Below are 25,651 nucleotides of genomic sequence, written 5' to 3'. Positions count from 1 at the left end.
GGATAATCTCCAGAGACTGTGTCTTGCCAAGGATGGCAAGACCAAGCCCCCAGGGATGGGTTCACGGCGTGTCTCTGGAGATTATCGCCGCCAACGCCTCCCCCACCAGTCAGAGGCGCCAAGTCAACTCCTACGATCAACGACGCTTCATGGACTGGAAGAACTCGTCGTTGGTCTTGGTGTCCTTGAGTTTGTCCAGCAGGAACTCGATCGCAGCGGTATCGTCGTCCATGGAGTGCAGCAGCTTCCGCAGGATCCAGACGCGCTGGATATCCGCTTCACTCATCAGCAGGTCTTCACGACGGGTGCCGGAGCTTCGGATGTTGATGGCCGGGTAGGTACGTTTTTCGGCAATACGGCGGTCCAGGTGGACTTCCATGTTACCGGTACCCTTGAATTCTTCGTAGATAACCTCGTCCATCTTGGAACCGGTGTTAACCAGCGCGGTTGCCAGGATGGTCAGGCTTCCGCCTTCTTCCACGTTACGGGCTGCGCCGAAGAAACGCTTGGGTTTTTCGAGGGCGTGGGCGTCAACACCACCGGTCAGTACCTTACCGGAGGAAGGAATAACGGTGTTGTAGGCACGTGCCAGACGAGTGATGGAGTCCAGCAGGATGACCACGTCTTTCTTGTGCTCGACCAGGCGTTTGGCCTTTTCGATCACCATCTCAGCAACCTGAACGTGACGCGCAGGCGGCTCGTCGAAGGTTGAGGCAACGACTTCACCGCGCACGGTCCGCTGCATCTCGGTCACTTCTTCCGGGCGCTCGTCGATCAGCAGCACCATCAGGTGACATTCAGGGTTGTTGCGGGTGATGGACTGGGCAATCCCCTGCATCAGCAGTGTCTTACCGGCCTTCGGCGGGGAGACGATCAGGCCACGCTGGCCTTTTCCGATCGGAGCCACCAGGTCCAGAACCCGTGCAGACAGGTCTTCGGTACTGCCGTTACCGGCTTCCAGTGACAGACGTTCCTGCGGAAACAGCGGCGTCAGGTTTTCAAACAGGATCTTGTTACGGGCATTGTCCGGTTTGTCGAAGTTAATCTCGTTAACTTTCAACAGGGCAAAGTAGCGTTCGCCGTCTTTTGGCGGTCGAATTTTACCGGCTATCGTATCACCGGTCCGCAGGTTGAAGCGACGGATCTGACTGGGAGAAACATAGATATCGTCAGGACCTGCCAGGTAGGAGGCATCGGCGGAACGGAGGAAACCGAAACCGTCCTGCAGAATTTCCAGTACGCCGTCGCCGTAGATGTCTTCGCCGCTTTTGGCGTGTTTTTTCAGAATGGAAAAGATCACATCCTGTTTACGGGAACGAGCCAGGTTATCGAGACCCATTTCTTGCGCGATTTCGAGCAACTCGGGTACGGACTTCTGCTTGAGTTCAGTTAGGTTCATAGTTTGTTGGATTTTCAGGAATGGAAGTAAACGAATATTGGAATGACAGGGGTGCCCCTGAACGGATTGGTCAAATAGTCATTGGACATGTTGCTGGCCAGGTGGAGCAACCGGTGTAGATGGAGTCCGGAATTAAAGGTACTGAAGCCAGTAGAGTGGGAACAACCGTTCGCCGGGCAAGAAGGATCATCGGCCACCTTAGCAGCGGATGTCAAGCCCGCTGAGCAAATTTGCGACAATTTGATCACATTCACTCCAGAAGTAGGAGGCAAACCGCCTCCGACCTCCCCCCGAAGAGTTACTCCTCTTCCAATCACCCCAGCGGTTTCGGATACTGGTGATAATCCACAACTTTCTGCGGAGCCACTTCAATGAGCAGCAAACCCTCAGGCGAACTCAAACCCCTCAATATCGCCATCCTGACGGTCTCGGACACCCGGGGCCCGGATGAGGACAGTTCTGGCCAGTACCTGGAAGACAGCGTTACTGAGTCGGGCCACAACCTGCTGGCCCGGCGCATTCTTCCGGATGACATTTACTTGATCAGGGCGGTCATTTCCGGCTGGGTTGCAGACCCCGACATTCATGTTGTACTGATTACCGGCGGGACCGGTTTCCATGAACGCGACAGCACTCCTGAAGCGGTTGGCCCACTGCTGGACAAAACCATCGAAGGCTTCGGCGAGGAATTCCGCCGGATTTCAGCGTCTGAGATCGGTACCTCAACCATTCAGTCCAGAGCCTTCGGCGGCCTGGCAAATCACACCGTCATCTTTTGCCTGCCAGGATCTACCGGAGCCTGCCGTACGGGCTGGGAAGGCATTCTGGCCACCCAACTGGACAGTCGCCACGGCCCCTGCAATTTCTCTGCTCTGGTGCTGCGCAAGCCTGAAGGCCCGGCACACCGGGTTCATGAGATCATTGGCAACCGCGCGACGCGTTAAGCCAGTTAGGAGCATTGCCTGAATGAAAGGCCAACACCTTACCCCTGTCGAAGACGCTCTCACACACATCCTGGAGCGGGCAACCGTTGTTCCCGCTTCAGGAGACGTAGCATTGACCGATGCACTGGACCGAATTCTCGCCGCGGACCAGTATGTTCCGGCCGATGTACCGCCAGCGGATAATAGCGCTGTCGATGGCTATGCCGTACGCCAGGAAGACGTGAAGCCGGGAACCATTCTGCCGATATCCGCCCGGATTCCCGCGGGTACCGCCCCGGAACCTCTCTTGCCAGGCACCGCAGCCCGGATTTTTACGGGATCGGAAGTGCCTCCCGGAGCCGACTCGGTGGTGATGCAAGAGCGTGTCGCGAGCTCCGATTCCGGCATTGAGGTCCAGGCGGAGGTATCAGCGGGCCAAAATATACGGCGCCGGGGGCAGGATCTTGCCAAGGGCGATCTGGCTCTGGCCCGGGGTACCCGCATCCGTCCCCAGGAAATGGGTTTGCTGGCTTCTATGGGGTTCGCCAGGGTGCCTGTGCTGGACAGGCTCAAAGTCGCCATCCTGACCACCGGCGACGAGCTGGTCGATCCGGGCAAGCCGCTGGCGCCCGGACAGATCTATAACACCAACCGCTACACCCTGCTCGGTCTGCTGGCCCGTGCTGGATGCGACATCGTCCTGTGCGAGACATTGGAGGACACTCGGGAAGCCACCCGGGCTACCCTGCAACGAGCCGCCACGGCTGCCGATCTGGTTATTACCAGTGGAGGTGTGTCGGTGGGAGAGGAAGATCATGTAAGGGCAGTCCTGGAAGACGGTGGTGAACTGTCGCTGTGGCGACTTGCCATCAAACCGGGCAAGCCGCTGGCGTTCGGCCATATTGCCGGCACTCCGGTACTTGGCCTGCCAGGAAATCCGGCGGCTGTACTGGTGACGTTTCTGATGATCGGTATGCCGTTTATTCGAAAATGCCAGGGCAGACCAGTAACGGCGCCGCTGTCAGAAACACTGCCCGCTGCATTCCCGGTGGCATCGCCGTCGGTCAGACGAGAATTCGTCCGCGCACGAAAGGAACTGATTGATGGCGAAACCCGCGTGGCGGCGTATCCGAATCAAAGTTCCGGCGTGCTTAGCTCAGCCTGCTGGGCTGATGGCCTGGCTATCGTGCCTGAAAACACCACGGTGCAGCCGGGCGATCTGTTAACCTATTACTCATTCTCTGAATTATTGGCCTGATCATGCACTCAGATACTATCACCGTCCGTTTCTTTGCCAGACTGAGAGAAGAGCTGGAGACAGAAACACTGGAGATGCCAGCGCGGCCGGAACTGACGGCGGGTGATTTACTTGAAGAACTTGCCGGGCGGGGTGGAGCCTGGTCCCAATTGAATGGCGAGCAACCGGTAATGGTGGCAGTCAATCAGGCGATCGCCAAACCATCAACGGGGATAAAAGCCGGCGACGAGGTAGCATTTTTCCCGCCGGTGACCGGAGGCTGATGTGATTTCAATCCAGATTGAGGACTTTGATGTCGCCGCAGAACACTCAGCACTGCGAAGCAGCGGTGCAGGTACCGGTGCAATTGCCACGTTCACCGGCCTGGTTCGTGATTCCGGCGACATGGAAGGAGTTACGGGGCTCTGTCTGGAGCATTATCCGGGTATGACTGAGCAGGTCATTGCCGGGCTGATTGAGCAGGCATCCCAACGCTGGAATGTCCGGGAGGCCCGGGTGATTCACCGGGTTGGGCGGTTAACACTGAGCGATCAGATCGTATTTGTGGGAGTCTGCAGTGCGCATCGGGGCGATGCGTTTGCCGCTTGTGAATTTATTATGGATGCGCTCAAAACATCCGCGCCGTTCTGGAAGAAGGAGTTGACCAAGGACGGGGAGCATTGGGTTGAGCAGAAGAACTCCGACCTGGACAAGACCAAAACCTGGGATTGATCCTCCTGGCCTGTCACTTATAGCCTGGCCGGCCGTTAGTGCGTTTCACCCCCGAAAACCGCTACGGGCACATCCATGTGCGCTTGGGCTCCGCCATCCATGGCTCCGCACATTTTCGGGGGTGAAACGCACTAACGGCCTGCAATTTTATTTTCCTGCAAGGTCTTCTGGCCTGTTTCTGTTCTGGAAGGCAGCTTCGGCTTCTGGACAATCCACGACTACCGCATTTACCGATTCCGCGAACTTCATCACTCTTCGATTACCAGACGCCAGCCATTCACTGAGTTGAATCAGAACGCTGACGGGGTAGACACCGTGCAACGGGTGGATTCGGCCTTCGCATTCTGCGACAACCGGTCGCAATGGCTGAATTTTCCAGGCTTCTACCAATGCGCTTAGCGTTGCAGGGGTGATGTCCGGTGTGTCACATGGGCTGACCAGAACCGCCTGGGCACCCAGTCCTTCGGCTTCAATCAACCCTCGAAGAAGGCCGGCAAGCGGGCCGTTATGGGTATTATCAGGTGTGTCAGGATAAACGTGGCCGGGAGCGATCTTTTCGTAGAACACCAGGGATCGGTTGGCACTGATCAATACAGGAGACACAACGGTACTCAAGGCCCGGTAAACCCGTTCCGCCATGGGTTCGCCTTTCCAGGTCAGGAGGCCTTTGTCCTGGCCGCCCATTCGCGTACCTTTGCCGCCAGCCAACAACAGGCCGACAATCTCGCCGCTCTTTTCTGTGGTCATGGCATTAAAAAGCCGCCCGTGAACCTCTGCTCAGGGGCGGCTTTTCCGCAATCATCCAGCAATCAGAGATTGCTATCCAGGAAAGCGGCCAGCTGGGACTTGGACAGTGCGCCAACTTTGGTTGCATCCACGTTGCCGTTCTTGAACAGCATCAGAGTCGGGATACCACGGATGTTGAACTTGGGCGGAGTCTGTTCGTTTTCGTCGATGTTCAGCTTGCAGATTTTCAGCTTGCCATCGTATTCATCGGCAATTTCTTCCAGTACCGGTGCGATCATCTTGCAGGGGCCGCACCACTCTGCCCAGTAGTCCACCAGTACGGGAACGTCGGACTGAAGTACGTCCTGCTCGAAAGAAGCGTCGGTTACGTTAACGATATTTCCGCTCATTACCTTTTCCTGATTCATGCGTCCCGCGTTTGCCAGGACGGCCGCCTAACTACTGCCGGAACGCTGTTGACCATAGGTGAAAGCCTGCCACTGGTTAGTAAACAACCTATCACCCTCGTAACAATAGCCATACTTTACGCGATTGATCCGTCGGATGTGAAGCAGTAGATCTACTTGTCCTGTATGGAAAGGGCTGATGCCGATCAATCCGGGGCCACCACGTACTGACAGCCCAGAAGCATTTCGCTTATAGTAAACCGCAAGTTCACCGTATAAGGATTTCGACCAACGTGACGGCCGCATCCACCCCAGGGAACGCTGCATCTGCTCCGGAAATGATCGCAGCGATTGATATGGGCTCCAACAGTTTCCACATGGTCGTTGCCCGTTTGGTGCACGGCGAAATACGCACTCTGGAAAAAATGGGTGAGAAGGTTCAGCTCGGCGCCGGGCTGGATCAATACAATCGCTTAACCGATGAGGCTCAGGAACGCGGTCTTGAGTGCCTGAGCCGGTTTGCTCAGCGCCTTCACGGGATGCCTGTCGAAGCCGTCCAGGTGGTTGGAACCAACGCGCTGCGGGTTGCCCGCAATGCCGGTGTGTTCATTGCCAGGGCAGAAGAGGTTCTCGGCTTTCCTGTTGAGGTTATTGCCGGCCGGGAAGAAGCTCGCCTGATTTACCTCGGCGTGTCTCACACGCTTTCGGACGACGAAGGACGCCGCCTGGTTATCGACATCGGTGGTGGAAGCACCGAGTTCATCATCGGCCAACGCTTCGAGCCGGAACACCTCGAAAGCCTTCACATGGGCTGCGTGTCTTTCCGCAATCTCTATTTTCCTGACGGAAAAATCACCCGCCGCCAGATGGACAAGGCTATCACCCATGCCGAGCAGGAACTGCTGAACATTCGCAAGCGCTACCGGTCAGTTGGCTGGCAAAGCGCTGTCGGCTCATCGGGATCGATCAAGGCCATTGCCAACGTTTTGGCCAATCTGAAGATTACCGATGGCACGGTCACACTGGCCGGCATGCAGGAGTTGAGAAAGCGCCTGGTGGATATGGGCAAAACCGAAAAGCTCGGAGACCTCGGAGTGCGCCCGGACCGACAGAGCATTTTCCCTGCCGGATTTGCGATCCTGATGGCAGCTTTCCAGTCTCTGGAAATCAACGACATGGAGTTTGCTGACGGAGCCCTCCGGGAAGGCCTGCTGTATGACATTGTCGGCCGCATTCGTCACGAAGATGTTCGGGAAAGGAGCATTTCAGCACTGCAGGAGCGCTACCATGTTGATCAGGATCATGGTGCTGCCGTAGAGGCCACAGCCCTCGCAGCCTGGGATCAGGTGGCAGATAACTGGGGAATACGCTCCACCAACGACGAGGAAGTGCTCCGCTGGGCGTGTCGCCTGCACGAAATCGGTCTGACTATATCCCACAGTCAGTATCACAAGCATGGCGCTTATCTGCTTCAGTACTCGGACCTTCCCGGATTCAGTCAGCAATTCCAGCAGGAACTGGCGACCCTCGTACGCGGCCATCGCCGCAAGTTTGCCTCTGCGATTTTCGACAATGTCCCCGAGGACGATCTGGCACGGCTGCGCTATCTCTGCGTACTCACGCGCCTTGGCGTTCTGTTGCAGCACCCCCGGAATATGGAGGAACCGCCAGCGTTCACCCTGAAAGCCGGAAAAAACAAGCTGGTGGTGGAGTTTCCCGAGGGCTGGATGGATGAGCGCCCGCTGACCATGGCAGACCTGAAAAACGAACGGGACTACCTGGCCCGGCAAGATTTTGAGCTGGTGATTGAAGGGGCCTGAACGGCCCCGAGCCTCTTGTCAGCTTGTGTTAGCCCGCTAACTCTTGCTCCATGGCCTCTACCGTTTCACTGACCTCAAGCCAGTCAGCCTCAACGTCATCCAGACGCCCTTTCGCTTCCGCCTGTTTGCCCAGCAGCTCCGTCAGACGCGCCTTGCCACCGGCGTCATAAAGCCCGGGGTCTGCCAACTCGGTTTCCAGATTTTTCAGCTCGGCCTGCAGCTTTTCCATCTCGGCTTCGAGGGCCGACTGTTTCTTACGGAACGGACTCAGCTTCTGGCGCAGCTCGGCCTCCGCACGTTTGCGGGCCTTTCGGTCTTCAGCGGTTTCCCTGATCGGCGCGGAGATATCAGCGTCGCCCTCACCGTCTTCAACCTGACGACGCGGCGCTTCAGCTTCATCCTTCCGGCGATCGGCCAACCAGCGCTCGTAGTCTTCCAGGTCTCCCCGGTATTCTTCTACACGACCATCATTCACCAGCCAGAAATCGTCTACTGTGTTGCGCAACAAGTGGCGATCGTGGGATACAACCACGATGGCACCCTCGAAATTCTGCAGCGCCATGGTCAGCGCCTGGCGCATTTCCAGATCCAGGTGGTTGGTGGGCTCGTCCAACAGCAAGAGGTTCGGCTTCTGCCAGGCAATAACGGCCAACGCCACCCGCGCCTTCTCGCCCCCGGAGAAGGATCGGATCGGGCTCAGGGCTTCATCTCCGTGAAAATTAAAGCCCCCAAGGAAATTCCGGATACTTTGTTCGGACGCCCTCGGGCTCAGTCGCTGCAAGTGCAGGAACGGACTGGCGTTAAGATCCAAAGACTCCAGCTGATGCTGCGCGAAGTAACCAATGGCCAGATGCTCGCCACAGGTACGCTCACCAGAAAGCAACGTCCCCTCCCCCCGCAGAGCATCCATCAGAGTGGATTTACCGGCGCCGTTGGGGCCAAGCAGACCAATCCTGCTGCCGGGCAAAAGCGTGACATTAATTCCCGAAAGAACAGTCACGTCGCCGTGGCCGGCCTTCCCATGACGAATGGATAGCAGGGGATTGGATACCTTTTCCGAAACTGGAAACTCAAAACTGAACGGCGAGTCGATATGTGCGGGAGCTATTCGCTCCATGCGCTCCAATGCTTTCACCCGGCTCTGGGCCTGCTTGGCCTTTGTCGCCTTTGCCTTGAAGCGATCAATGAAGCGCTGTATTTCAGCAATCCGGGCCTGCTGCCGTTCGAAGCCCGCCTGCTGTTGAGCCAGCCGCTCGCTTCGCTGACCCTCAAATGCGGAATAGTTGCCGGTGTAGAGAACCAGTTTGCGCTGATCGAAATGGACAATATGGGTGGCGACCCGGTCCATGAAATCCCGGTCATGGGATATAAACAGCAAGGTTCCGGGGTACCGTCTGAGCCAGTTTTCCAGCCAGAGGCAGGCATCCAGATCCAGGTGGTTGGTTGGTTCGTCCAGCAGCAGAAGATCCGATGGACGCATCAGCGCCTGCGCCAGGTTCAAGCGTATTCGCCAGCCCCCGGAGAACGCTGACACCGGGCGATCAGCATCGGAATCTGCAAAACCCAGTCCTCTCAGCAGACTTTCTGCACGGCGCGGTGCCGACCAGGCTTCGTGGACATCCAGCTCACCGTGAATCCGGGCAACGGCATGGTCATCGCCCCTGGCCTCCGCTTCTGCCAATTCGCCCTCAAGCCGACGAAGATCCAGATCCCCGTCCAGAACGAAGTCGCGGGCACTGCGCCCCGAAGACTCAACCTCCTGCGCCATATGGGCAAGGCGACATCCGCCGGGCAGAGACACACTGCCGCTTTCCGGTGAAAGCTGGCCCAACAGAAGTTGAAACAAGCTGGACTTGCCGGCGCCATTGGCACCCACAATGGCCACTCGCTGCCCGGGCTGAACCGTCAAGCTGACGGATTCTAGCAACCAGACACCACCCCGTTGTAAACTGAGATCCGTTATCGATAGCATAAATTACTTATATCAACACAAAGGTTTCAGGAAAGCCCCCATGGACCTGCCGGACCCGCTGGAGGTGGACAACCCGCTCTGGCAATTTGCCAGGACATTCTGGCGCTCAGATGACGTTCAGACAGCCTGCCTGAGCCTTCAGGAACAGGGCTGGAGCGTCACCCGTATACTCTGTGCCGGATGGATGGCCCTGAACGGCAGAGCATACTCCGGCATTGAAGGCGCTACGGTACCAGAGTGGCGGGACCGTGTAACCGGTGCATTAAGAGGGGCGCGAAAAGCTCTGCCCAAGACCCACAGCGGCTGCTGTGCCTTGAGAGCCGACATTGCCTCCCTTGAACTGGCGGCTGAGCAACTCGAACTGGCATTGGCCTGGCAAACAATAGTGAATCGAAGCCCGGAACATGAGATCATGCAAGGCTTCGACGAATTGATCGACCAGAATCTCAAGGCAGCCGCCCCGGAACACGGCTACACTCAGGGGAACATGCCGCAACTGAATACACTGGCCAGCGCTCTGGCCCTTTTCCCCAGGGGAGACTCCCGGCCATGATGACCAAATGGCTTGTACGCCTCTCGTTCCCGGCACTCGGCTTGCTGCTGCTGCTGATTTTCTTTGGCCTCAAGGAGCCAGAGCACACGACCGAACCAGTGGCCGACGAGCAGACAGACGAGATTCCCGCATTTGAAGGCATGGTACCGTCACCCGTTCCTACGGACGGCCCGGATATCGTCTTTAAATGGCAGGACACGGAAGGTAACTGGCACTACGCTGACCAGCCACCCGATCACGGCCCCTGGAACACCCTGGCCATCGAACGGCCGGAGCAGAATCTGTCTCAGGAGCGGACCCAGAATCCCGACACTGACTGGCAATCGCCCTACCACGCTCCCTTCTCCCTCGGACCAACCGCTGGCAGCAATGGAAGTTAAGAGAACCCGTCTGTTTTCTTAACACATGTTCAGTGGCATCTCGCGCCAGAACCCGCTACCTTCTCCGTTCAGATAAACACAATTCGGGGATAACTCCCCTGCCGATATCTAAAAGGATGACGTAATGAAGAAGACGCTGCTTGTGCTGGCGATGGCTGGCATCTTTGCCGGCTGCTCCACCCCACCGGAAGCTCCGGAAGACCCCAAGCTGGACTCTGTTGACCAGAAAGTCAGCTACGGTATGGGCCTGGTGCTCGGTGAGCGCATGAGCAATGACCTGCCGGACCTGCAGATGGATCAGTTCCTCCAGGGTATCCAGCACGGCCACGCCGGTGACGAAGACGCCAAGCGCATGACCCGCGATGAAATCCAGCAGGCACTGATGACCTATCAGAAGGAACTGCAGGAAGAGCAAACCCGCCAGATGGAAGAACTGGCCCAGAAGAACAAGGATGCTGGTGAGGCGTTCCTGGCAGAAAACGGCGCCCGCGAAGGTGTGGAGACCACCGAGTCTGGTCTGCAGTATGAAGTTCTGGAAGCCGGCGATGGTGAAAAGCCAGCCGCGACCGACAAGGTCAAAGTGCACTACACCGGCGAACTGCTGTCTGGCGAAGTCTTCGACAGCTCCCGCGAGCGTGGCGAGCCTGTGACCTTTGGCCTGAACCAGGTTATCCCTGGCTGGACTGAGGGCCTCCAACTGATGAGCGAAGGCGCTCGCTACAAGCTCTATATCCCCTCTGAACTGGCTTACGGCCCTGGTGGAAACCGCGGCATCGGACCCAACGAAACACTGGTATTTGACGTTGAACTTCTGAGCATCAATCCGGATGCGAACGAAGCGGAAGGTTCAGACACCGAGTAAGCCTGTTCCCACAAAAAAGCCTCAGCCCGTTACCGGTGCTGAGGCTTTTTTGCATCTGCGCCTGCAGGCAGGCAGCCGTCAGGTCAGACAGATTCCAGCTTCGCCGCGTGTACGTTGTGCAGATGCTCGATCAGGAAATCTTCCATCTCGAAGCGGGTTTCCAGGATTTCCCCAAGCTTTGACAGCTCGCCAAACAACGCCTTCACATCCCCTTCGGTCAATTCACCGCCATCCAGACGATCATTGAAGTTCAGTGCGGCTTCGGTGGTTTCCTCGATCCTTGGATAAACCTTGGCAGCCAATTCAACACCCCCGTCGTTAAACTCCCGGGCTTCCTGAACCAACTGCTCATAGATCTCAAAGTGGCCGGTGGACACGTAATCCACCAGCACCTCGCAGAAGCTTACCATTTGCGCTTTCAGTGCCTCAGTCTCGGATGAGTCACTCTCTCCGGACAGATTACAATACTGAACCAGCAACTCCTGACGTTCCTTCAGCCAACGGTCAATGAGTTCACTCACCCCACCCCAACGTTCCGTGGCATTTCGGCAATTTTCCAACATGACGCCCAGTCTCCGCTTGCTAGTTCACTCTGATTATTCTGATTCTGACTTATTTCAGGTGACAACCAAGTTACCCCAAGGGCGCTATTGGCCGCAACCGTTTCAACCGTCAATCCAGTCTCGCGACCCCGGCCGACGAATCAGCAGAACCAGACCGGTGATCACCACCAGAGTAAAGAAAACGGCAGTCCAACCAGGGATGCTCAATCCCAGGAAGCGCCAGACGACTTCGGCACAGTCGCCGGTGCCTTTGAGCGCGGTGGACAACACATCGAAGAACGGTAGTACTTCAAGCATATACTCCACACTGGGGCCACAAGCTGGCACCTGATCCGCCGGGAGGCTCTGCAGCCATAACTGACGGCCGGCAACCCCAAGCCCGGCACCGGCAGTTAATGCCAGCAGGAATCCATAAATACGAACCCCAAAGCCGGTAGGTCCCTGCAAAAACGCCAGTAAACTGACCAACCCCGCCCCCATGAAACCAAAGCGCTGCAACCAGCACAGCGGACAGGGTTCCAGCCCCATCACATGCTCCATATAGAACGCCACACCCAGTAAACCGGCACAAAGCACGAAAATCAGTCCAAACACCCACCTGCTTGTCAAAAGAACACCTCGGATCTATCAATTGTTACTGCGAATTGAAACTGCATCCTCGCCCCGGGCCTGCTATTCTCGGTTCATCCGGTGGCGCCGTCATTGATTCGTCACTAAATCTTAAACCAGGATCAACTTCAAGCCTATGACACTTCGACCAAAATACTTTCTAACGTTGATGATCTTGCTGACCACATTAAGTTCCCTTCCGCCGACCTCTCAGGCCTCCGAAAGCGAGGATGAGGAAGCAGCGGCTGAAACAGGCGGGGTAACGGATTACATTGCCGTGGAGCCGGCATTCGTCACTCACGTCGGGCCTGCCAGTACCAAGTTGACGTATCTGAAAGCCTCCGTCAGCCTCCGGACGTCTTCAGCCGGAGCGCGCCCAGCGATCGAAACTCATATGCCGAGGCTCCGGCACGAGCTGGTCATGTTGTTCGGGGAGCAAACCGACACCAACAAACTGACCACCATGGAAGGCCAGCAGGCACTGAGGGAAGAAGCGAAGAAAAGAATAAATGCTGTACTGGAAGAGCAACACACCGGAGAGAGCGTCACCGGCGTGCTGTTTACGGAGTTTGTCGTACAGAAATAATACCGGGTTTCAGGCGATCCTGGAGAACAGGTCGTCCCAGTCGGAGCTGTCATCGACTGCGACGGCTCCGGCATCATCCCAGCCGGCTTCCCAGGCAGCGATTACCACCTCACCCCGATACGGGCAGCGAGATTTATCCATTCCCATGGATGCAGCCATATACCCCTGACGGTAGGCTTTATTCAGCGCTTCCACATCCCAGCCAAGCTTCATGTCCCGGGCCATACCAGCACCTCCCTGTTTGCGACCTTCCAAAAACTAACAGCCGCTCTGGCATCTGACAATTTTTTGATCAGCAATTTGTGCGTCAGGTCCGAAAGGAAACCGACGTTACACCGATCAGGATTTCAGATACTGCTCCAGAAACTCGCCAAATGGCTGGGTGTCACTCTCTTCAAGCTGCTTCTGTTCCGTCAGCGACGATTCCGTCATGGCCTCGAAAGCAGCCCGGACATCAGGCTCCAGCGCCTCATCTCTCAGCGTTTGCTGATGACGGCGGGACATCTCCAACACCCATTCACGATGCCCCATACCTGAAGCTTCCATCGCCGTAACCACCTGGGCTGACGGCACGGACCATATTCCGGTTTCAGGCACCTTATCCCGTTGCGCCTTCAACGCACTTCGGTAGGTTTGTGAGCCCGTCCAGCTGTCCAGTTTCTCTGCCAACGGCTCCAGGCGGTCCAGCAATTCCGATGCAGCCTGGCCAACGGCCAGTCTCTCACCAGCACGACACAGTGTCAGGGTGCGATCACGGCCATGGGCAACCACATCATCGTAGTTGTCATCCATTCGCTCGCATTCGGCATCGCCAATCCGAGGGCTGTCAGATAATAGGCAGTCCAGCAGAAACAGATCCAGAAAATCGATCTGGCTTTCGTTGACGCCCACCGGAGAAAAGGGGTCCAGATCCAGGCAGCGGACTTCAATGTACTCTACACCACGGGCCTGGAGCGCCTGAATCGGCTTTTCTTCCCGCTCGGTGGTCCGCTTTGGCCGCACAGGGCTGTAGTATTCATTTTCAATCTGCAGCACGTTGGTGTTGATCTGGATGAACTGATCCTCACGGCTGGTACCAATGGACTCATAGGCAGGCCAGGGCGTATGAATTGCCCGGTGCAGAGCGCCCGTGTATGAGTCCAGCTTGTTGAAACAAATGTTCAGGGATGACTGGGCATTATTGTGATAGCCAAGATCACCCATACGCAGCGACGTGGCATCCAGCCCATACCAGGTATTCGCATCAAAACGATCCAGGTGATGGCTGACGTTTGCGACAAAACTTGCGTCCAGCGCCGGAGAAGCACCGAACAGCAGCATCAGCAACCAACTGCGACGCCGGAAGTTCCGGATCAGCCAGAAATACTGGTCCGATTTGAAGTCTTTGAGAGAATCCTGATTACCCAACAATGACTGCCACTTTTGCCAGAACTCGTCTGGCAGTGACAGATTGTAGTGAGCACCGGCAATACTCTGCATCATCCGTCCGTAACGAACGGCCAGCCCCTGGCGATAGACGTGTTTGAGGCGACCGATATTTGAGGTGCCGTATTCCGCGATGGGAATGCTGGCGTCACCGTCCAACTCGCAGGGCATACTTCCAGCCCAGAACACTTCGTCCCCCAGTTTTTGCTGCACGAACCGGTGGATGTTGCGAAGTGATTCCAGCATCTCCGTCGTGCTTTTACACACCGGGGTGATCAGCTCCAGCAGGGATTCGGAGTAATCGGTGGTAATCCGGGGGTGCGTCAGCGTAGAACCGAGTGATTCAGGGTGAGGCGTCTGGGCGATAAAGCCATTGCGGTCGACCCGCAGCCCTTCTTTCTCTACCCCTTTCAGAAAACCGTTCCAGTCACTGGCGGCGAACTGGCTAAACAAAGCGTGGCGGGATTCAGCCATGTTGAACTCCTGCTGCGATCGACCCCGCCGAAAGACAGGGCCGACCGGTGGATACGTTTAAATCCGCTTAACGACCGCTTTTCCGGGCCGATGCAAATGCCTGCGCCAGCGCACCTGCCATGGCACCCTGCTGCGTTTTTTCATTACCGCCGGACTGCCTGGGGTTGCGGCTACCGCTTCTCTGCTCATTCCGGCTTCGACCGGCACCGGCGGGTTTACCATCATTCTTCTCACCCGGCTGGTCGTCCATGCGCATGGACAACGCAATCCGCTTCCGGGGTATATCCACATCCATCACTTTTACTTTTACGATATCGCCGGCTTTGACCACATCCCTCGGGTCTTTCACAAAGGTGCTGGACAGCGCGGAGATATGTACCAGACCATCCTGATGAACACCGATATCCACAAACGCACCGAAGTTGGTTACGTTGGTCACCGAGCCTTCGAGTATCATACCGGGCTCAAGATCGTTGAGAGTTTCCACGCCTTCTTCAAAACTCGCAAACCGGAACTCGGGACGCGGATCCCGACCAGGCTTCTCCAGCTCGGAAATGATGTCCTTGATGGTGGGCAGGCCAAACTGGTCCGTCACGTAATCCTGAGGATTCAGGCTGCGAAGGAATGCACCGTCTCCGATAACATCGTCCACATTGCGCTGATTGCGGCTGGCAATCGCTTCCACAACACCATAGGCCTCAGGGTGAACGGAGGAACGATCCAGCGGGTTGGCACCACCGGCAATACGGAGGAAACCGGCTGCCTGCTCAAACGTTCGATCCCCCAGGCGGGCCACTTTCAGCAGCTGTTTACGATCGTTAAATTTGCCATTCTGGCTACGGAAATCAACGATGTTCTGGGCAATGCTTTGATTCAGGCCAGATACCCGCGACAGCAAAGGTACAGAGGCGGTATTGAGATCCACGCCCACACCGTTTACACAGTCCTCTACGACAGCATCAAGGCTGCGGGACAACTGAACCTGTGACACATCGTGCTGGTACTGGCCCACCCCGATAGACTTGGGTTCAATTTTCACCAATTCCGCCAGCGGATCCTGCAGACGCCGGGCAATAGAGACAGCACCACGAATGGTCACGTCCAGGTCCGGCAGTTCTTTCGATGCAAACTCGGAGGCAGAATATATGGATGCGCCGGACTCACTGACCACAATTCGCGCCAGCTTCAGCTCCGGGTAGCGTTTGCACAGATCCGCCACAAGCTTTTCTGTCTCCCGGGACGCGGTGCCATTGCCGATGGCCACCAGCTCAATTTTGTACTCCCGGCACCACTTGGCCAACTGTTCAATGGACTGGTCCCACTGATTTTTGGGTGCATGGGGAAAAATCGCGCCGTGCCCCACCACCTGGCTTGTGCCATCAATAACGGCGACTTTAACGCCTGTACGCAGCCCCGGGTCCAGACCCAGAGTCGGGCGCGGGCCTGCTGGTGCGAGCAGCAACAAATCCTTGAGGTTGGCTGCAAACACGTTAATGGCTTCGCCTTCAGCGGATTCGCGGACCTGCGCCATCAGGTCAGTTTCAATCTGAGTAGAAAGCTTGACCCGCCAGGTCCAGCGCACCACCTCAGACAACCATTTGTCTGCAGGCCGGTCGTTGTCCCGGATGTTCCAGCGTGCGGCGATACGCTGCTCCGCAGGATGAGGCTGACGCCGATCCTCCTCGCCATCACCCACAACAATGGAATAAGAGAGAATACCTTCGTTACGCCCGCGAAGTATGGCCAGCGCCCGGTGCGACGGCACTTTTTTCAGGGGCTCAACATGATCAAAGTAATCCCGGAACTTGGCACCTTCATTTTCCTTGCCTTCGATTACCGAGACTTTCAACTGCCCCTCCTGCCAGATGAAATCACGCAGGTTGCCCAGCAGTTCAGCGTCTTCAGCAAAACGCTCCATCAGGATGTAACGGGCGCCATCCAGAGCCGCTTTGGTGTCTTCAACGCCGGCATCCTTATTCAGATAACCCGCAGCCGTGGTTTCAGGATCCAGGGACGGATCCCCGTATAGCGCATCCGCGAGCGGTTCAAGGCCGGCCTCACGAGCGATCTGGGCCTTGGTCCGACGCTTGGGCTTGTAGGGCAGGTAGAGATCTTCCAGCCGGTTCTTGGTATCAGCGCCGTCAATACTGACCCGCAGTTCGTCGGTCAGCTTGCCTTGCTCATCAATACTTTTGAGGATGGCCGAGCGACGGTCTTCCAGTTCCCGAAGGTAACGCAGCCGCTCTTCCAGGGTCCGTAGCTGACTGTCATCCAGAGAACCGGTGACCTCCTTCCGGTAACGGGCGATAAAGGGAACCGTTGCACCTTCATCCAGCAACTCGACGGTAGCGTTAACCTGCTGTTCATTTACGCCGAGTTCGTCAGCAATGCGCCTGGAAATACTGTTCATGGAACCTCTGTATATAGCGTCGGGATCAGATCAAGGAGGAAAAGGTACAGCGGCTCACCGTTCCAGGCAAGCCGCCTGGTCACGATTGTTCAGGAACTGCACAAGGTCATTCCAGGGCATCGGGCGGGCATAGTAGTAACCCTGGATTTCATCACAGTGCTGCTGACGCAGAAACTCGAGCTGACCTTCTTTTTCCACACCCTCGGCGACGACACTGATCTGCAGGCTGTGGGCCAGACTGATGATAGCCCGGATGATGTGTTCTGCGTCGGCGGAGTGTCCGAGGTCCTGAACAAAAGATTTATCGATTTTGACCAGAGAGATAGGAAGGTGCTGAAGATTGCTCAGGGAGGAAAAGCCGGTACCAAAATCATCGAGGGCGAAACTGATGCCAAGCTGATTCAACTCCCGCAGGCACCGCTGGGCATATTCAGGATCGTGCATCATGGCGCTTTCTGTGAGTTCCAGTTCCAGAAGACTGGTGTCCACATTGGCATTGAAGATGATCCGAAAAATGGTTTCCGTCATCTTGCGGTCATGGAACTGGCGGAATGACAGGTTAACGGCAAAGACCAGGCCCGGGAAGCCGAGTTCGCCAGACTCCTGCAAACGTTTACAGGCCTGCTCAATCACCCAGTAGCCAATTGGCACGATAAGGCCACTGCGCTCCGCGACCGGGATAAACTCGTCTGGCCCGACCAGCCCGCGTTCAGGATGGTTCCAGCGCAACAGGCACTCAACTCCTCGCACTTCTTCCGTGGCCAGATCGATACGGGGCTGGTAGTAAAGCTCCAGTTCGTTGCCACGCAGCGCGGTGCGGAGATCCGCTTCGAGCCGGAGCTGGTAACCCGCCGAGATGTGTAACTGGCGGTCGTAAAAACGATAGCTCGTGCCCGGGTCCCGCTTGGCTTCAAACATCGCCCGGTTGGCTCTGCGAAGCAGGTTTTCAGCGTTGTCCCCGGCTTCCGGATAAGTCGCGACACCCAGGCTCGCGCTCACCCCAATGGCTTGTCCGTCAATGGTTACCGGATCATTCATGGCAGTAACAACCTTGCGAATGATCTGGGTAATATCCAGGGAGTCTTCCACCTTCTCGACGATAATCGCCAATTCATCCCCGCCAATACGCATCAGTGAATCAACCCGCCTCAGGCTGTTACGCAGGCGATCCGCCAGCTTGATCATCAGCTGGTCGCTCTTCTGGTACCCGAAGGATTCATTAATGCTGCGGAAGTCATCGATATTAAGGTGGAGCAGCGCCAGCCGGTGCCCCCCACGCTCAGCCCTGAGGAGTGCCTGATGCAGCCGGTCAAAAAACAGGTCCCGGTTAATAAAACCTGTCGCCACATCCCTGCCAAAATGGCCCTGGGAGGATTCCGACAACTGCACCCGATACCACAAGGCCTTTACCGCTCGACAGAAGGACCAGCGCTCCAGCGAAGACCGGCAGAGATAATCCGAAGCTCCGGCGGCCAGAAGCCCCGGACCACGCTCATCGGGAGATTCGGCACTGAGCGCCAGAATGGGCTTCTCATTGCTGGCAACCGAGAGATACTGGAGAAACGCCGTTTCAGACCCTCCGTGGAAAACGCAGTCCCAGATAATGACATCAAAATTGGCGTTGCGTATCAGATCATCGCAGTCAATCAGATCCGGACACCAGGTTGCATCCGGGAAAAACTCTGCCTCCCCGGCGAGAAGGGAAGTCAGCCAGAGAAAGTCCGAGTAATCCGGAACCAGGACCAACAGGCGCAGCTGATTAGTCGCTGATGTTTCCAGAGGCAATGTCATCAAGCAGGATCCATTTGTGCGTAAACCACCAATTCCGTTGTATCTAGGATAGCCGATAGACAGACAAGGTACAGAATGTCCGGGTGGTGTAGAATACACCAAACGTCCGATAACTCCATTTGCTGCACTTCTGGCCCCGAATCTGTGAACAAGCTCAACCCGAGACAACGCGAGGCGGTTCGCTACGCCGATGGCCCACTGCTGGTGCTTGCCGGCGCCGGCAGCGGCAAAACCAGCGTGATCACCCGAAAGATTGCCTACCTGATTGAAGAACTGGGCATTCCGGGGCGTCATATTGCGGCCGTTACGTTTACCAACAAGGCTGCCCGTGAAATGAAAGAACGGGTGGGCCGGATTGTGGATCGCAGCCAGACCCGGGGGCTCATCGTCTCCACGTTTCACAACCTCGGCCTGAATATGATCCGGGAAGAGCATACTCATCTGGGCTACCACCCGGGGTTCTCGATTTTCGACGCAGAGGATGCCAAGGCCCTGCTGCAGGATCTGATGATGCAGGGAGGGAGCCTTGAAGCCGGGGATGAAGTGAGTGATGTCCAGATGACCATCTCTTCATGGAAAAACGCCCTGCGAAGCCCCGCCGAGGCCCTCAGCAAAGCCGCGGATGAACGCGAACAGCGCATTGCCATCATCTATGGCAAGTACAACGAATACCTGAAGGCCTACAACGCTGTCGACTTCGACGATCTGATCCTGCTACCAGTGCAACTGTTCCGCACCCACCCGGATGTTCTCGCAAAGTGGCGCAGGAAGATTCGCTACATGCTGGTGGATGAATACCAGGACACCAACGTGTGCCAGTATGAGCTGGTCAAACTGTTGGTTGCCGAACGCGCAGCCTTTACCGTGGTTGGCGACGACGATCAGTCGATCTACGCCTGGCGGGGAGCCAGGCCGGAAAACCTCGCCCAGCTCAAAGAAGACTTCCCAAGCCTGAAAATCGTCAAACTTGAGCAGAACTACCGCTCAACGGCCCGCATCCTGCGCAGCGCCAACACTGTGATCGCCAACAACCCTCACGTCTTCGATAAGGCGCTCTGGAGCGACCACGCCATTGGCGAAGAGCTCAGGATCATCCGGTGCCGGAGTGAAGACGCGGAAACCGAGCGGGTGGCCACCGAGATCATTGATCAGAAACTGAAACAGGGGCTGGATTTCCGGGACTTTGCGGTACTCTACCGGGGCAACCATCAGGCCCGCTTGCTGGAAATGAAGTTACAGGCCTACCAGATTCCCTACCGGCTCTCAGGTGGCCAATCCTTCTTCTCCAAAAACGAGATCAAAGATGCGATGTCCTACCTTCGCCTTCTGATCAACCCGGACGACGATGCAGCTTTCCTGCGAGTGGTTAACGTTCCGAGACGGGAAATCGGCCCCCGCACACTGGAGCAGCTCAGCCATTACGCCCGGGCCCGCAACGTCAGCCTGTTCAAGGCCTTGGGGGATATGGGCGCGGAAAGCCACATCACCGAAAAGGGACTGGACCGGCTTCGCCGCTTCGCACACTGGGTGGACAAAACCTGCGAACGCCTGCATTCGGAAGACCCGATTCCGGTTATCAAACAGCTGTTCACCGACATTGAATATGAAGAATGGCTGCACCAGCATTCCGGCAGCCCGAAGCAGGCCGAACGGCGCATGGAGAATATCTGGTATCTGGTGGAATCCGTTCAGCGAATGCTGGATGACGGCAAGGGAACGGCAGACGAAATCGGCATTGAAGACGCCATCACCAAGCTGATTCTGAGAGATATGATGGAGCAGCGGGAAGAGGAGGATGACAGCGACAAAGTACAGTTGCTCACCCTTCACGCGTCCAAAGGGCTGGAATTCCCCCACGTGTTCATCATGGGACTTGAGGAAGAGATACTGCCCCACCGTACCAGCATAGAAGAAGGCAACATTGAGGAAGAACGACGCCTGATGTACGTGGGTATCACCCGGGCCAGGGAGACGCTGACGCTGACCTACGCAGCCTCGCGGAAACAGTACGGAGAAAAAATTGAAACCATTCCGAGCCGGTTTCTGGACGAGTTACCCGAAGAAGATCTGAGATGGGAAGGCACTGGCGACCTTGATGCCGAGGCCAACCAGAAAAAAGGCAAGGCTACCCTGAGCGCGCTGCTCGGTGATCTCGGCCTGTAAACAAAAAGCCTCCGCGTTGCGGAGGCTTCTGTACTCATGGAGCAGAAAGCTTATTTGCTTTCAGAAACCATAAACTCTACAGCCGCCTGAATTTCCTCATCAGGACAGCTCGCGCAACCACCTTTGGCCGGCATGGCGTTGAAGCCATTCAGCGCGTGGTTGATCAGGGTTTCCATGCCCTTGTCGATGCGTGGAGCCCAGGCAGACGCATCGCCTTTCACCGGCGCACCGGCAACGCCAGTACCGTGACAAGCCATACACACGGAGTTGTACACTTCATCGCCGGAACGCGGGCCCGCATTCGCAGCCTGAGTCGGAGCTGCCGCAGCGCCACACTCTTCACCTTCCAGACACATTTCGCCAACCGGGGCGATACGTGCGCCGATTTCTTCTTCAACACTTGCCATTGCAGTGCCGGCCACCAGGCCGAAACCAAGCAGAACAGCTGCCAGAACTCTCTTCATCTTCACAATGCACCTCGCATCAGAGCGTTATAATCGTTCGGTCGCCGCATTATAGCGACTGAGTCCAGGCAAAAAAACCAAACCAAAGAATCATAAATTGATTTCGACCATTTTAGTTGCCATTTGGTAAGCCTGAAGCACTGCTCCAACAATGCAGGTAACATAGCCGGCAAGTTGAATTTGAGCACAGCGGAAACCTCATATGGCCCATCCAGAAAAACCTTCTCCACATCCCCTGCGGAAAATTTTCCTGACCGTGGAGTTTTCCTCCCTGGCGATCCTTCTGGCCTCCATGGCCTGGCTCTCTCGCCAGACAACAGACACAGGAAGCATCAACCCGGCATGGTTACTGATTCCTGCGCTGGCGAGTCTTGGCGTTTTTCTGAGCTTTATCGGCCTGATGTATCTGCGCTGGGTTGTGTCGGCCGATGACAGCAGCCGGTCCGGCCACAAAATCATTTTTTCACTTTTGGCAGTTACCCTGCTCGGTGTCTGGGTGTATGGCATTGCCAATACCTGGTTCAGTCTCAACACCCAATAAGGAACGGCTCAATGAAGCTTCGCCTGCTTCCCGGATCAACAACTCTGATGCTGCTGGCCACCAGCCCGATGCTGGTATACGCCCAGGGTGCAGAAAGTGATTCAGATGCGACAACGCTGAAGGATGAGGAACAGTGCGCCCTGATTGCAAACGGCGTCAGGCGACTGGCCTGCTATGACACTTTGTACCCAACAGGCCAGATCCGAAAGGCCGCTGACTCAGAAGATATCGAGCAGGCCGAAGCAGCTTTCGCTGTACCTGCAGACAACACCAATTCTCTCGATGGTGATGAGGACGAGGACGACGGGGTCATGGACGGTATCGTCGATCGATATATTGCTGCGGAGAAGGCCATTTTTTCGTTCTCCGGCAGTTTTGTTGGCCATCGCCCGACCTATATTTTGCCAATCAGCTGGGTCAAGGATCCCAACCCAACACCTACCAGCCCCAGGCTGCTATCGACGGATTACGACTATGACCTTCGGCATGAAGAAGCCAAATATCAAATCAGCTTCAAGGTGCCACTGCTGACGGGCTTACTGGATGACCGTACGACCCTGTGGTTCGGTTACACCCAGCAGTCTTTCTGGCAGGTTTATAATCAGGACGAATCTGCGCCGTTCAGGGAAACCAACTACCAGCCGGAACTCTTTGCCCGCTATCAGACTGACTGGAAGTTTGGCCCCGGCAAACTGAATGCGTTGACCGTTGGTTTCAATCACCAGTCGAACGGGCAATCCGAACCCCGCTCCCGGAGCTGGAACCGGATTGTCGGCTCCGCTGCCTACAGCTACAAGCGCTGGCTATTCGTTGTAGAGCCCTGGTACCGGATTCCTGAAAACAATGACGATGACAATGCCGACATTGAGCGCTATCTGGGCTATGGCAATTACTATGCGGTTTACAAGCTGAGTGAGGATCGTACGTTTTCGCTGCGGCTGATGAACAATATGCGTTCGGATAACCGGACCACGGTCGAGTTCGGGTACAGCTTTCCCATGGGGGATACGGTCAAGGGGTTCTTTCAGTACTACAACGGGTATGGGGAGAGTCTGATTGACTACAATCACCGGATTGAGAGGTTCGGGATCGGGATTATGCTGAACGACTGGCTGTAAATTCCTCGCCCTGAGACACCGTGCCGGGCAGGGGATGATTCGCTTCTCTGAAAACCGCTCCTTGCGGCACGTCCATGTGGCGCTTGGGCTCCGCCATCCATGGCTCCGCACATTTTCAGAGAAGCGAATCACCCCCTGCCCTCAACATCAGAGTTAGCCTGCTTCGTTCAGGCGTTGCATTTCTGCCAGTAGCTCTTCTGTTTTTTCTTCCATCAATACCTTGTCCGCCCGCGATTCCACGTTCAAACGAACGACCGGTTCGGTGTTGGACATGCGCAGGTTAAAACGCCACTTGTCATATTCGATGCTCAGACCGTCAACGTGGTTGATGGATTTGGCATCGGGGCTGTATTGGGCTTCGATGGCGGCGATGACTTTGGCCGGGTTGTCGATGGTGCGGTTGATTTCGCCGCTGGCCGGGTAGGCTTCGATTCTGGCGTCGATGAGGGACGAGAGGGTATGGCCGGATTGGCAGAGGCGTTCGGCAACCAGTAGCCACGGAATCATGCCGCTGTCGCAGTAGGAGAAGTCGCGGAAATAGTGGTGGGCGCTCATTTCGCCGCCGTAGATAGCGTCTTCGTCTCGCATGCGCTGTTTGATGAAGGCGTGGCCGGTTTTACTTTCCACCGCTTCACCACCAGCGGCTTTGACCAGGTCGAGGGTGTTCCAGGTCAGGCGGGGATCGTGGATCACTTTTCCTCCACCGGTTTTGCGCAGGAACTGGTCGGCCAGCAGGCCTACGATGTAATAACCCTCAATGAAGCGGCCGTTTTCGTCGAAGAAGAAACAGCGGTCGTAATCACCGTCCCAGGCAATCCCCATGGCTGCACCGTGCTCAATCACCGCATCAGCTGTCGCGGCGCGGTTTTCCGGCAGGATCGGGTTGGGCACGCCATTGGGGAAGCTGCCGTCCGGCTGGTGGTGAACCTTGATGAATTCGAATGGCAGGTGTTTTTCCAGCTGATCGATCACCAGCCCTGCTCCACCGTTGCCAGCGTTGCAGACAATTCTCATAGGCTTGAGTGAGCCTGCGTCGATGTATCCGAGCAGATGATCAACATAGGCAGCCATCACCTCCAACGGCTCGTGCCCGCCCCGGTTTGGTGCATTAGAGAAGGGCTCCAGTACCCGGTCCCGTATATCGTTCAGGCCGTTATCGGAACTGATAGGTCGGGATTCCGGGCCGACCATTTTCATTCCGTTGTGGTCTCTCGGATTATGGCTGGCGGTGACCATGATGCCGCCGTCCATCTTGTAGTGACTAGTCGCGAAATACACCTGCTCGGTGCCGCACAGCCCGATGTCGAACACGTCTGCGCCAGCCGCCATCAGCCCTTCGCTCAGGGCTTCTGCGATGTCCGGACTGGAAAGGCGAATATCGTATCCGACGATGACTTTTTTCGCGCCGGTGACTTCCACATAGGCGCGGCCAATTTTTTCGGCAAGTTCAGGGTTGAGTTGATCAGGCACCCGACCACGGAGGTCGTAAGCCTTGAAGCAGGACAGGTCCATTGCAGTCTCCCGTTTTGTTTGCATCCAGAAGGACGGATGATTCAGAGCATCACTTGCGCCCTATTCTACCCACAATAAGAGGCAAATACCGGGCCACGGGAGGAAAAGACGGGGATTTGGGGCGGGATTCGGCAATCGCCATTCAGGCGGCGATTGCCGGTAAAGAGCGATTATTCAGCGGCGCTCGATTGCAGCTGGATATAGTTCTGAATTCCCATCTGGGAGATCATTTCCAGTTGGGTCTCAAGCCAGTCGATATGCTCTTCTTCGCTATCCAGAATGCCGCGGAAAAGCTGGCGACTGGTGTAGTCCTGAATCTCTTCGCAGTAGGCAATGGCTTCTTTCAGATCCGTGTGGGCAATATGCTCCAGCTTGAGATCACACTGGATCATTTCCTCAACGTTCTCGCCGATCAGGAGTTTGTTGAGATCCTGAAGATTGGGCAGGCCTTCGAGGAAAAGAATACGTTCGATCAGCAGATCGGCGTGCTTCATTTCATCGATGGACTCTTCGTACTCTTTTGCAGCCAGCTTGCTGATACCCCAGTCCTTGTACATACGGGAATGGAGGAAATACTGGTTGATGGCGGTCAGCTCGTTGGCCAAGACCTTGTTCAGAAACTGAATGACTTTCTTATCGCCTTTCATCGTCGGAGTCCTTGTTTGGTTCACCAGTCTAGGTAAACAAGGATAGACGGTTTAGGCGCAATAAAAAATCACGACTGCAAAGAGGTCGCAATTGATAATGAGGGAGGGAAACGCAGCCTCAGGCAGGCTGCGCGAGCATATTAGCGAGCGACAGGTAATCCGCTGAACGACTTTCCCGGAGAATCTCCCGAGCCATGCAGGCACAGCGACCACATTGGCGGCCTACCCCGAGTTCTTTGCCCAGCTGACGCATGGAAGACACCCCATTCTCAGCTGCTTCACGGATTTCCCGGTCAGTCACACCCTGGCAAAGGCACACGTACATAGAAAATACTCA

The 25,651-nt window shown here is 56.2% G+C and carries 26 protein-coding genes; 12 read left to right on the top strand and 14 right to left on the bottom strand.

What is annotated here, in order from left to right; all coding sequences use genetic code 11:
• Positions 1-136: 136 nt before the first annotated feature.
• Positions 137-1,399, bottom strand: coding sequence for a transcription termination factor Rho (gene rho, locus FWJ25_RS14420; RefSeq protein ID WP_149600960.1), 1,263 nt, complete (start codon positions 1,397-1,399; stop codon positions 137-139).
• Between the two features lie 371 nt (positions 1,400-1,770).
• On the opposite strand from rho, the gene moaB reads away from it, so the two are divergent.
• From moaB to FWJ25_RS14400, 4 genes are read left to right on the top strand one after another with little or no spacing between them, the layout of a single operon-like run.
• Positions 1,771-2,343 carry a molybdenum cofactor biosynthesis protein B gene (gene moaB, locus FWJ25_RS14415; RefSeq protein WP_149600959.1) on the top strand — a complete coding sequence of 191 codons (573 nt, stop codon included), beginning with the start codon at positions 1,771-1,773 and terminating at the stop codon, positions 2,341-2,343.
• Between the two features lie 22 nt (positions 2,344-2,365).
• Positions 2,366-3,580, top strand: coding sequence for a molybdopterin molybdotransferase MoeA (locus tag FWJ25_RS14410; RefSeq protein WP_149600958.1), 1,215 nt, complete (start codon positions 2,366-2,368; stop codon positions 3,578-3,580).
• Between the two features lie 2 nt (positions 3,581-3,582).
• Positions 3,583-3,843, top strand: coding sequence for a molybdopterin converting factor subunit 1 (gene moaD / locus FWJ25_RS14405; RefSeq protein WP_149600957.1), 261 nt, complete (start codon positions 3,583-3,585; stop codon positions 3,841-3,843).
• A gap of 1 nt (position 3,844) precedes the next feature.
• Positions 3,845-4,291, top strand: coding sequence for a molybdenum cofactor biosynthesis protein MoaE (locus tag FWJ25_RS14400; protein WP_149600956.1), 447 nt, complete (start codon positions 3,845-3,847; stop codon positions 4,289-4,291).
• 147 nt (positions 4,292-4,438) lie between these two features.
• Here the strand turns inward: FWJ25_RS14400 and mobA are convergent, their stop codons facing one another.
• Together mobA and trxA are read right to left on the bottom strand one after the other, a co-directional pair.
• Positions 4,439-5,038 carry a molybdenum cofactor guanylyltransferase MobA gene (mobA, locus tag FWJ25_RS14395; protein ID WP_149600955.1) on the bottom strand — a complete coding sequence of 200 codons (600 nt, stop codon included), beginning with the start codon at positions 5,036-5,038 and terminating at the stop codon, positions 4,439-4,441.
• Positions 5,039-5,100: 62 nt separating this feature from the next.
• Positions 5,101-5,427: a thioredoxin TrxA gene (gene trxA / locus FWJ25_RS14390; RefSeq protein ID WP_012139190.1), complete on the bottom strand. Its 327-nt coding sequence runs from the start codon at positions 5,425-5,427 to the stop codon at positions 5,101-5,103.
• Positions 5,428-5,762: 335 nt separating this feature from the next.
• Between trxA and ppx the strand changes: the two genes are divergently transcribed.
• Positions 5,763-7,244 carry an exopolyphosphatase gene (gene ppx, locus FWJ25_RS14385; RefSeq protein ID WP_149601033.1) on the top strand — a complete coding sequence of 494 codons (1,482 nt, stop codon included), beginning with the start codon at positions 5,763-5,765 and terminating at the stop codon, positions 7,242-7,244.
• A 28-nt stretch (positions 7,245-7,272) separates the two neighbouring features.
• Here ppx and FWJ25_RS14380 read toward each other — a convergent pair whose 3' ends face one another.
• Complete coding sequence (locus tag FWJ25_RS14380; protein WP_149600954.1) at positions 7,273-9,216, bottom strand: ATP-binding cassette domain-containing protein; 1,944 nt, start codon at positions 9,214-9,216, stop codon at positions 7,273-7,275.
• A 40-nt stretch (positions 9,217-9,256) separates the two neighbouring features.
• Between FWJ25_RS14380 and FWJ25_RS14375 the strand changes: the two genes are divergently transcribed.
• The 3 genes from FWJ25_RS14375 (at position 9,257) to bamJ (ending at position 11,011) form a co-directional block, all read left to right on the top strand.
• Positions 9,257-9,769, top strand: coding sequence for a DUF2390 domain-containing protein (locus FWJ25_RS14375; RefSeq protein ID WP_149600953.1), 513 nt, complete (start codon positions 9,257-9,259; stop codon positions 9,767-9,769).
• Positions 9,766-10,149 carry a DUF4124 domain-containing protein gene (locus FWJ25_RS14370; RefSeq protein ID WP_149600952.1) on the top strand — a complete coding sequence of 128 codons (384 nt, stop codon included), beginning with the start codon at positions 9,766-9,768 and terminating at the stop codon, positions 10,147-10,149. The genes FWJ25_RS14375 and FWJ25_RS14370 overlap by 4 nt, the downstream gene beginning before the upstream one ends.
• A gap of 124 nt (positions 10,150-10,273) precedes the next feature.
• Positions 10,274-11,011, top strand: a complete 738-nt coding sequence (bamJ, locus tag FWJ25_RS14365; protein ID WP_149600951.1) for a BamJ family beta-barrel-assembly machinery protein — start codon at positions 10,274-10,276, stop codon at positions 11,009-11,011.
• Positions 11,012-11,094: 83 nt separating this feature from the next.
• Here bamJ and rsd read toward each other — a convergent pair whose 3' ends face one another.
• Positions 11,095-11,574, bottom strand: a complete 480-nt coding sequence (gene rsd, locus FWJ25_RS14360; RefSeq protein ID WP_149600950.1) for a sigma D regulator — start codon at positions 11,572-11,574, stop codon at positions 11,095-11,097.
• A gap of 102 nt (positions 11,575-11,676) precedes the next feature.
• Positions 11,677-12,183 carry a disulfide bond formation protein B gene (locus tag FWJ25_RS14355; protein ID WP_149600949.1) on the bottom strand — a complete coding sequence of 169 codons (507 nt, stop codon included), beginning with the start codon at positions 12,181-12,183 and terminating at the stop codon, positions 11,677-11,679.
• A gap of 136 nt (positions 12,184-12,319) precedes the next feature.
• Between FWJ25_RS14355 and FWJ25_RS14350 the strand changes: the two genes are divergently transcribed.
• On the top strand, positions 12,320-12,769 hold the full coding sequence (locus tag FWJ25_RS14350) for a flagellar basal body-associated FliL family protein (RefSeq protein ID WP_149600948.1): 450 nt from the start codon (positions 12,320-12,322) through the stop codon (positions 12,767-12,769).
• 9 nt (positions 12,770-12,778) lie between these two features.
• Here the strand turns inward: FWJ25_RS14350 and rmf are convergent, their stop codons facing one another.
• The 4 genes from rmf to FWJ25_RS14330 all read right to left on the bottom strand — a co-directional run bounded on the left by rmf (position 12,779) and on the right by FWJ25_RS14330 (position 18,869).
• Positions 12,779-12,994 (bottom strand): ribosome modulation factor, encoded by a 216-nt coding sequence (rmf, locus tag FWJ25_RS14345; RefSeq protein WP_149600947.1) that lies wholly within the window; start codon positions 12,992-12,994, stop codon positions 12,779-12,781.
• Between the two features lie 114 nt (positions 12,995-13,108).
• Positions 13,109-14,668: a glutamate--cysteine ligase gene (gene gshA, locus FWJ25_RS14340; RefSeq protein WP_149600946.1), complete on the bottom strand. Its 1,560-nt coding sequence runs from the start codon at positions 14,666-14,668 to the stop codon at positions 13,109-13,111.
• Between the two features lie 67 nt (positions 14,669-14,735).
• Entirely contained in the window at positions 14,736-17,078 is a 2,343-nt protein-coding gene (locus FWJ25_RS14335; protein WP_149600945.1) for a Tex family protein, read from the bottom strand.
• Positions 17,079-17,132: 54 nt separating this feature from the next.
• Complete coding sequence (locus tag FWJ25_RS14330; protein WP_149600944.1) at positions 17,133-18,869, bottom strand: EAL domain-containing protein; 1,737 nt, start codon at positions 18,867-18,869, stop codon at positions 17,133-17,135.
• Between the two features lie 144 nt (positions 18,870-19,013).
• Between FWJ25_RS14330 and rep the strand changes: the two genes are divergently transcribed.
• On the top strand, positions 19,014-21,032 hold the full coding sequence (gene rep / locus FWJ25_RS14325) for a DNA helicase Rep (protein WP_149600943.1): 2,019 nt from the start codon (positions 19,014-19,016) through the stop codon (positions 21,030-21,032).
• Between the two features lie 50 nt (positions 21,033-21,082).
• On the opposite strand, the gene FWJ25_RS14320 is transcribed toward rep, so the two are convergent.
• The gene (locus FWJ25_RS14320) at positions 21,083-21,496 is read right to left on the bottom strand and encodes a c-type cytochrome (RefSeq protein ID WP_149600942.1); all 414 of its coding nucleotides are present in this window, start codon (positions 21,494-21,496) and stop codon (positions 21,083-21,085) included.
• Between the two features lie 202 nt (positions 21,497-21,698).
• Between FWJ25_RS14320 and FWJ25_RS14315 the strand changes: the two genes are divergently transcribed.
• Both FWJ25_RS14315 and FWJ25_RS14310 read left to right on the top strand, forming a co-directional pair.
• Positions 21,699-22,037: a hypothetical protein gene (locus FWJ25_RS14315; RefSeq protein ID WP_149600941.1), complete on the top strand. Its 339-nt coding sequence runs from the start codon at positions 21,699-21,701 to the stop codon at positions 22,035-22,037.
• A gap of 11 nt (positions 22,038-22,048) precedes the next feature.
• On the top strand, positions 22,049-23,155 hold the full coding sequence (locus tag FWJ25_RS14310) for a phospholipase A (RefSeq protein ID WP_149600940.1): 1,107 nt from the start codon (positions 22,049-22,051) through the stop codon (positions 23,153-23,155).
• Between the two features lie 153 nt (positions 23,156-23,308).
• On the opposite strand, the gene FWJ25_RS14305 is transcribed toward FWJ25_RS14310, so the two are convergent.
• The 3 genes from FWJ25_RS14305 to FWJ25_RS14295 form a co-directional block, all read right to left on the bottom strand.
• The gene (locus FWJ25_RS14305; protein ID WP_149600939.1) at positions 23,309-24,667 is read right to left on the bottom strand and encodes a phosphohexomutase domain-containing protein; all 1,359 of its coding nucleotides are present in this window, start codon (positions 24,665-24,667) and stop codon (positions 23,309-23,311) included.
• 170 nt (positions 24,668-24,837) lie between these two features.
• On the bottom strand, positions 24,838-25,314 hold the full coding sequence (bfr, locus tag FWJ25_RS14300; protein ID WP_149600938.1) for a bacterioferritin: 477 nt from the start codon (positions 25,312-25,314) through the stop codon (positions 24,838-24,840).
• A gap of 118 nt (positions 25,315-25,432) precedes the next feature.
• Positions 25,433-25,639 carry a bacterioferritin-associated ferredoxin gene (locus tag FWJ25_RS14295; RefSeq protein ID WP_149600937.1) on the bottom strand — a complete coding sequence of 69 codons (207 nt, stop codon included), beginning with the start codon at positions 25,637-25,639 and terminating at the stop codon, positions 25,433-25,435.
• Between the last annotated feature and the right edge of the window lie 12 nt (positions 25,640-25,651).

The sequence above is a fragment of the Marinobacter salinexigens genome, from assembly GCF_008370345.1.
GTDB lineage: Bacteria > Pseudomonadota > Gammaproteobacteria > Pseudomonadales > Oleiphilaceae > Marinobacter > Marinobacter salinexigens.
This window is presented reverse-complemented; position numbering and strand designations above follow the sequence as displayed.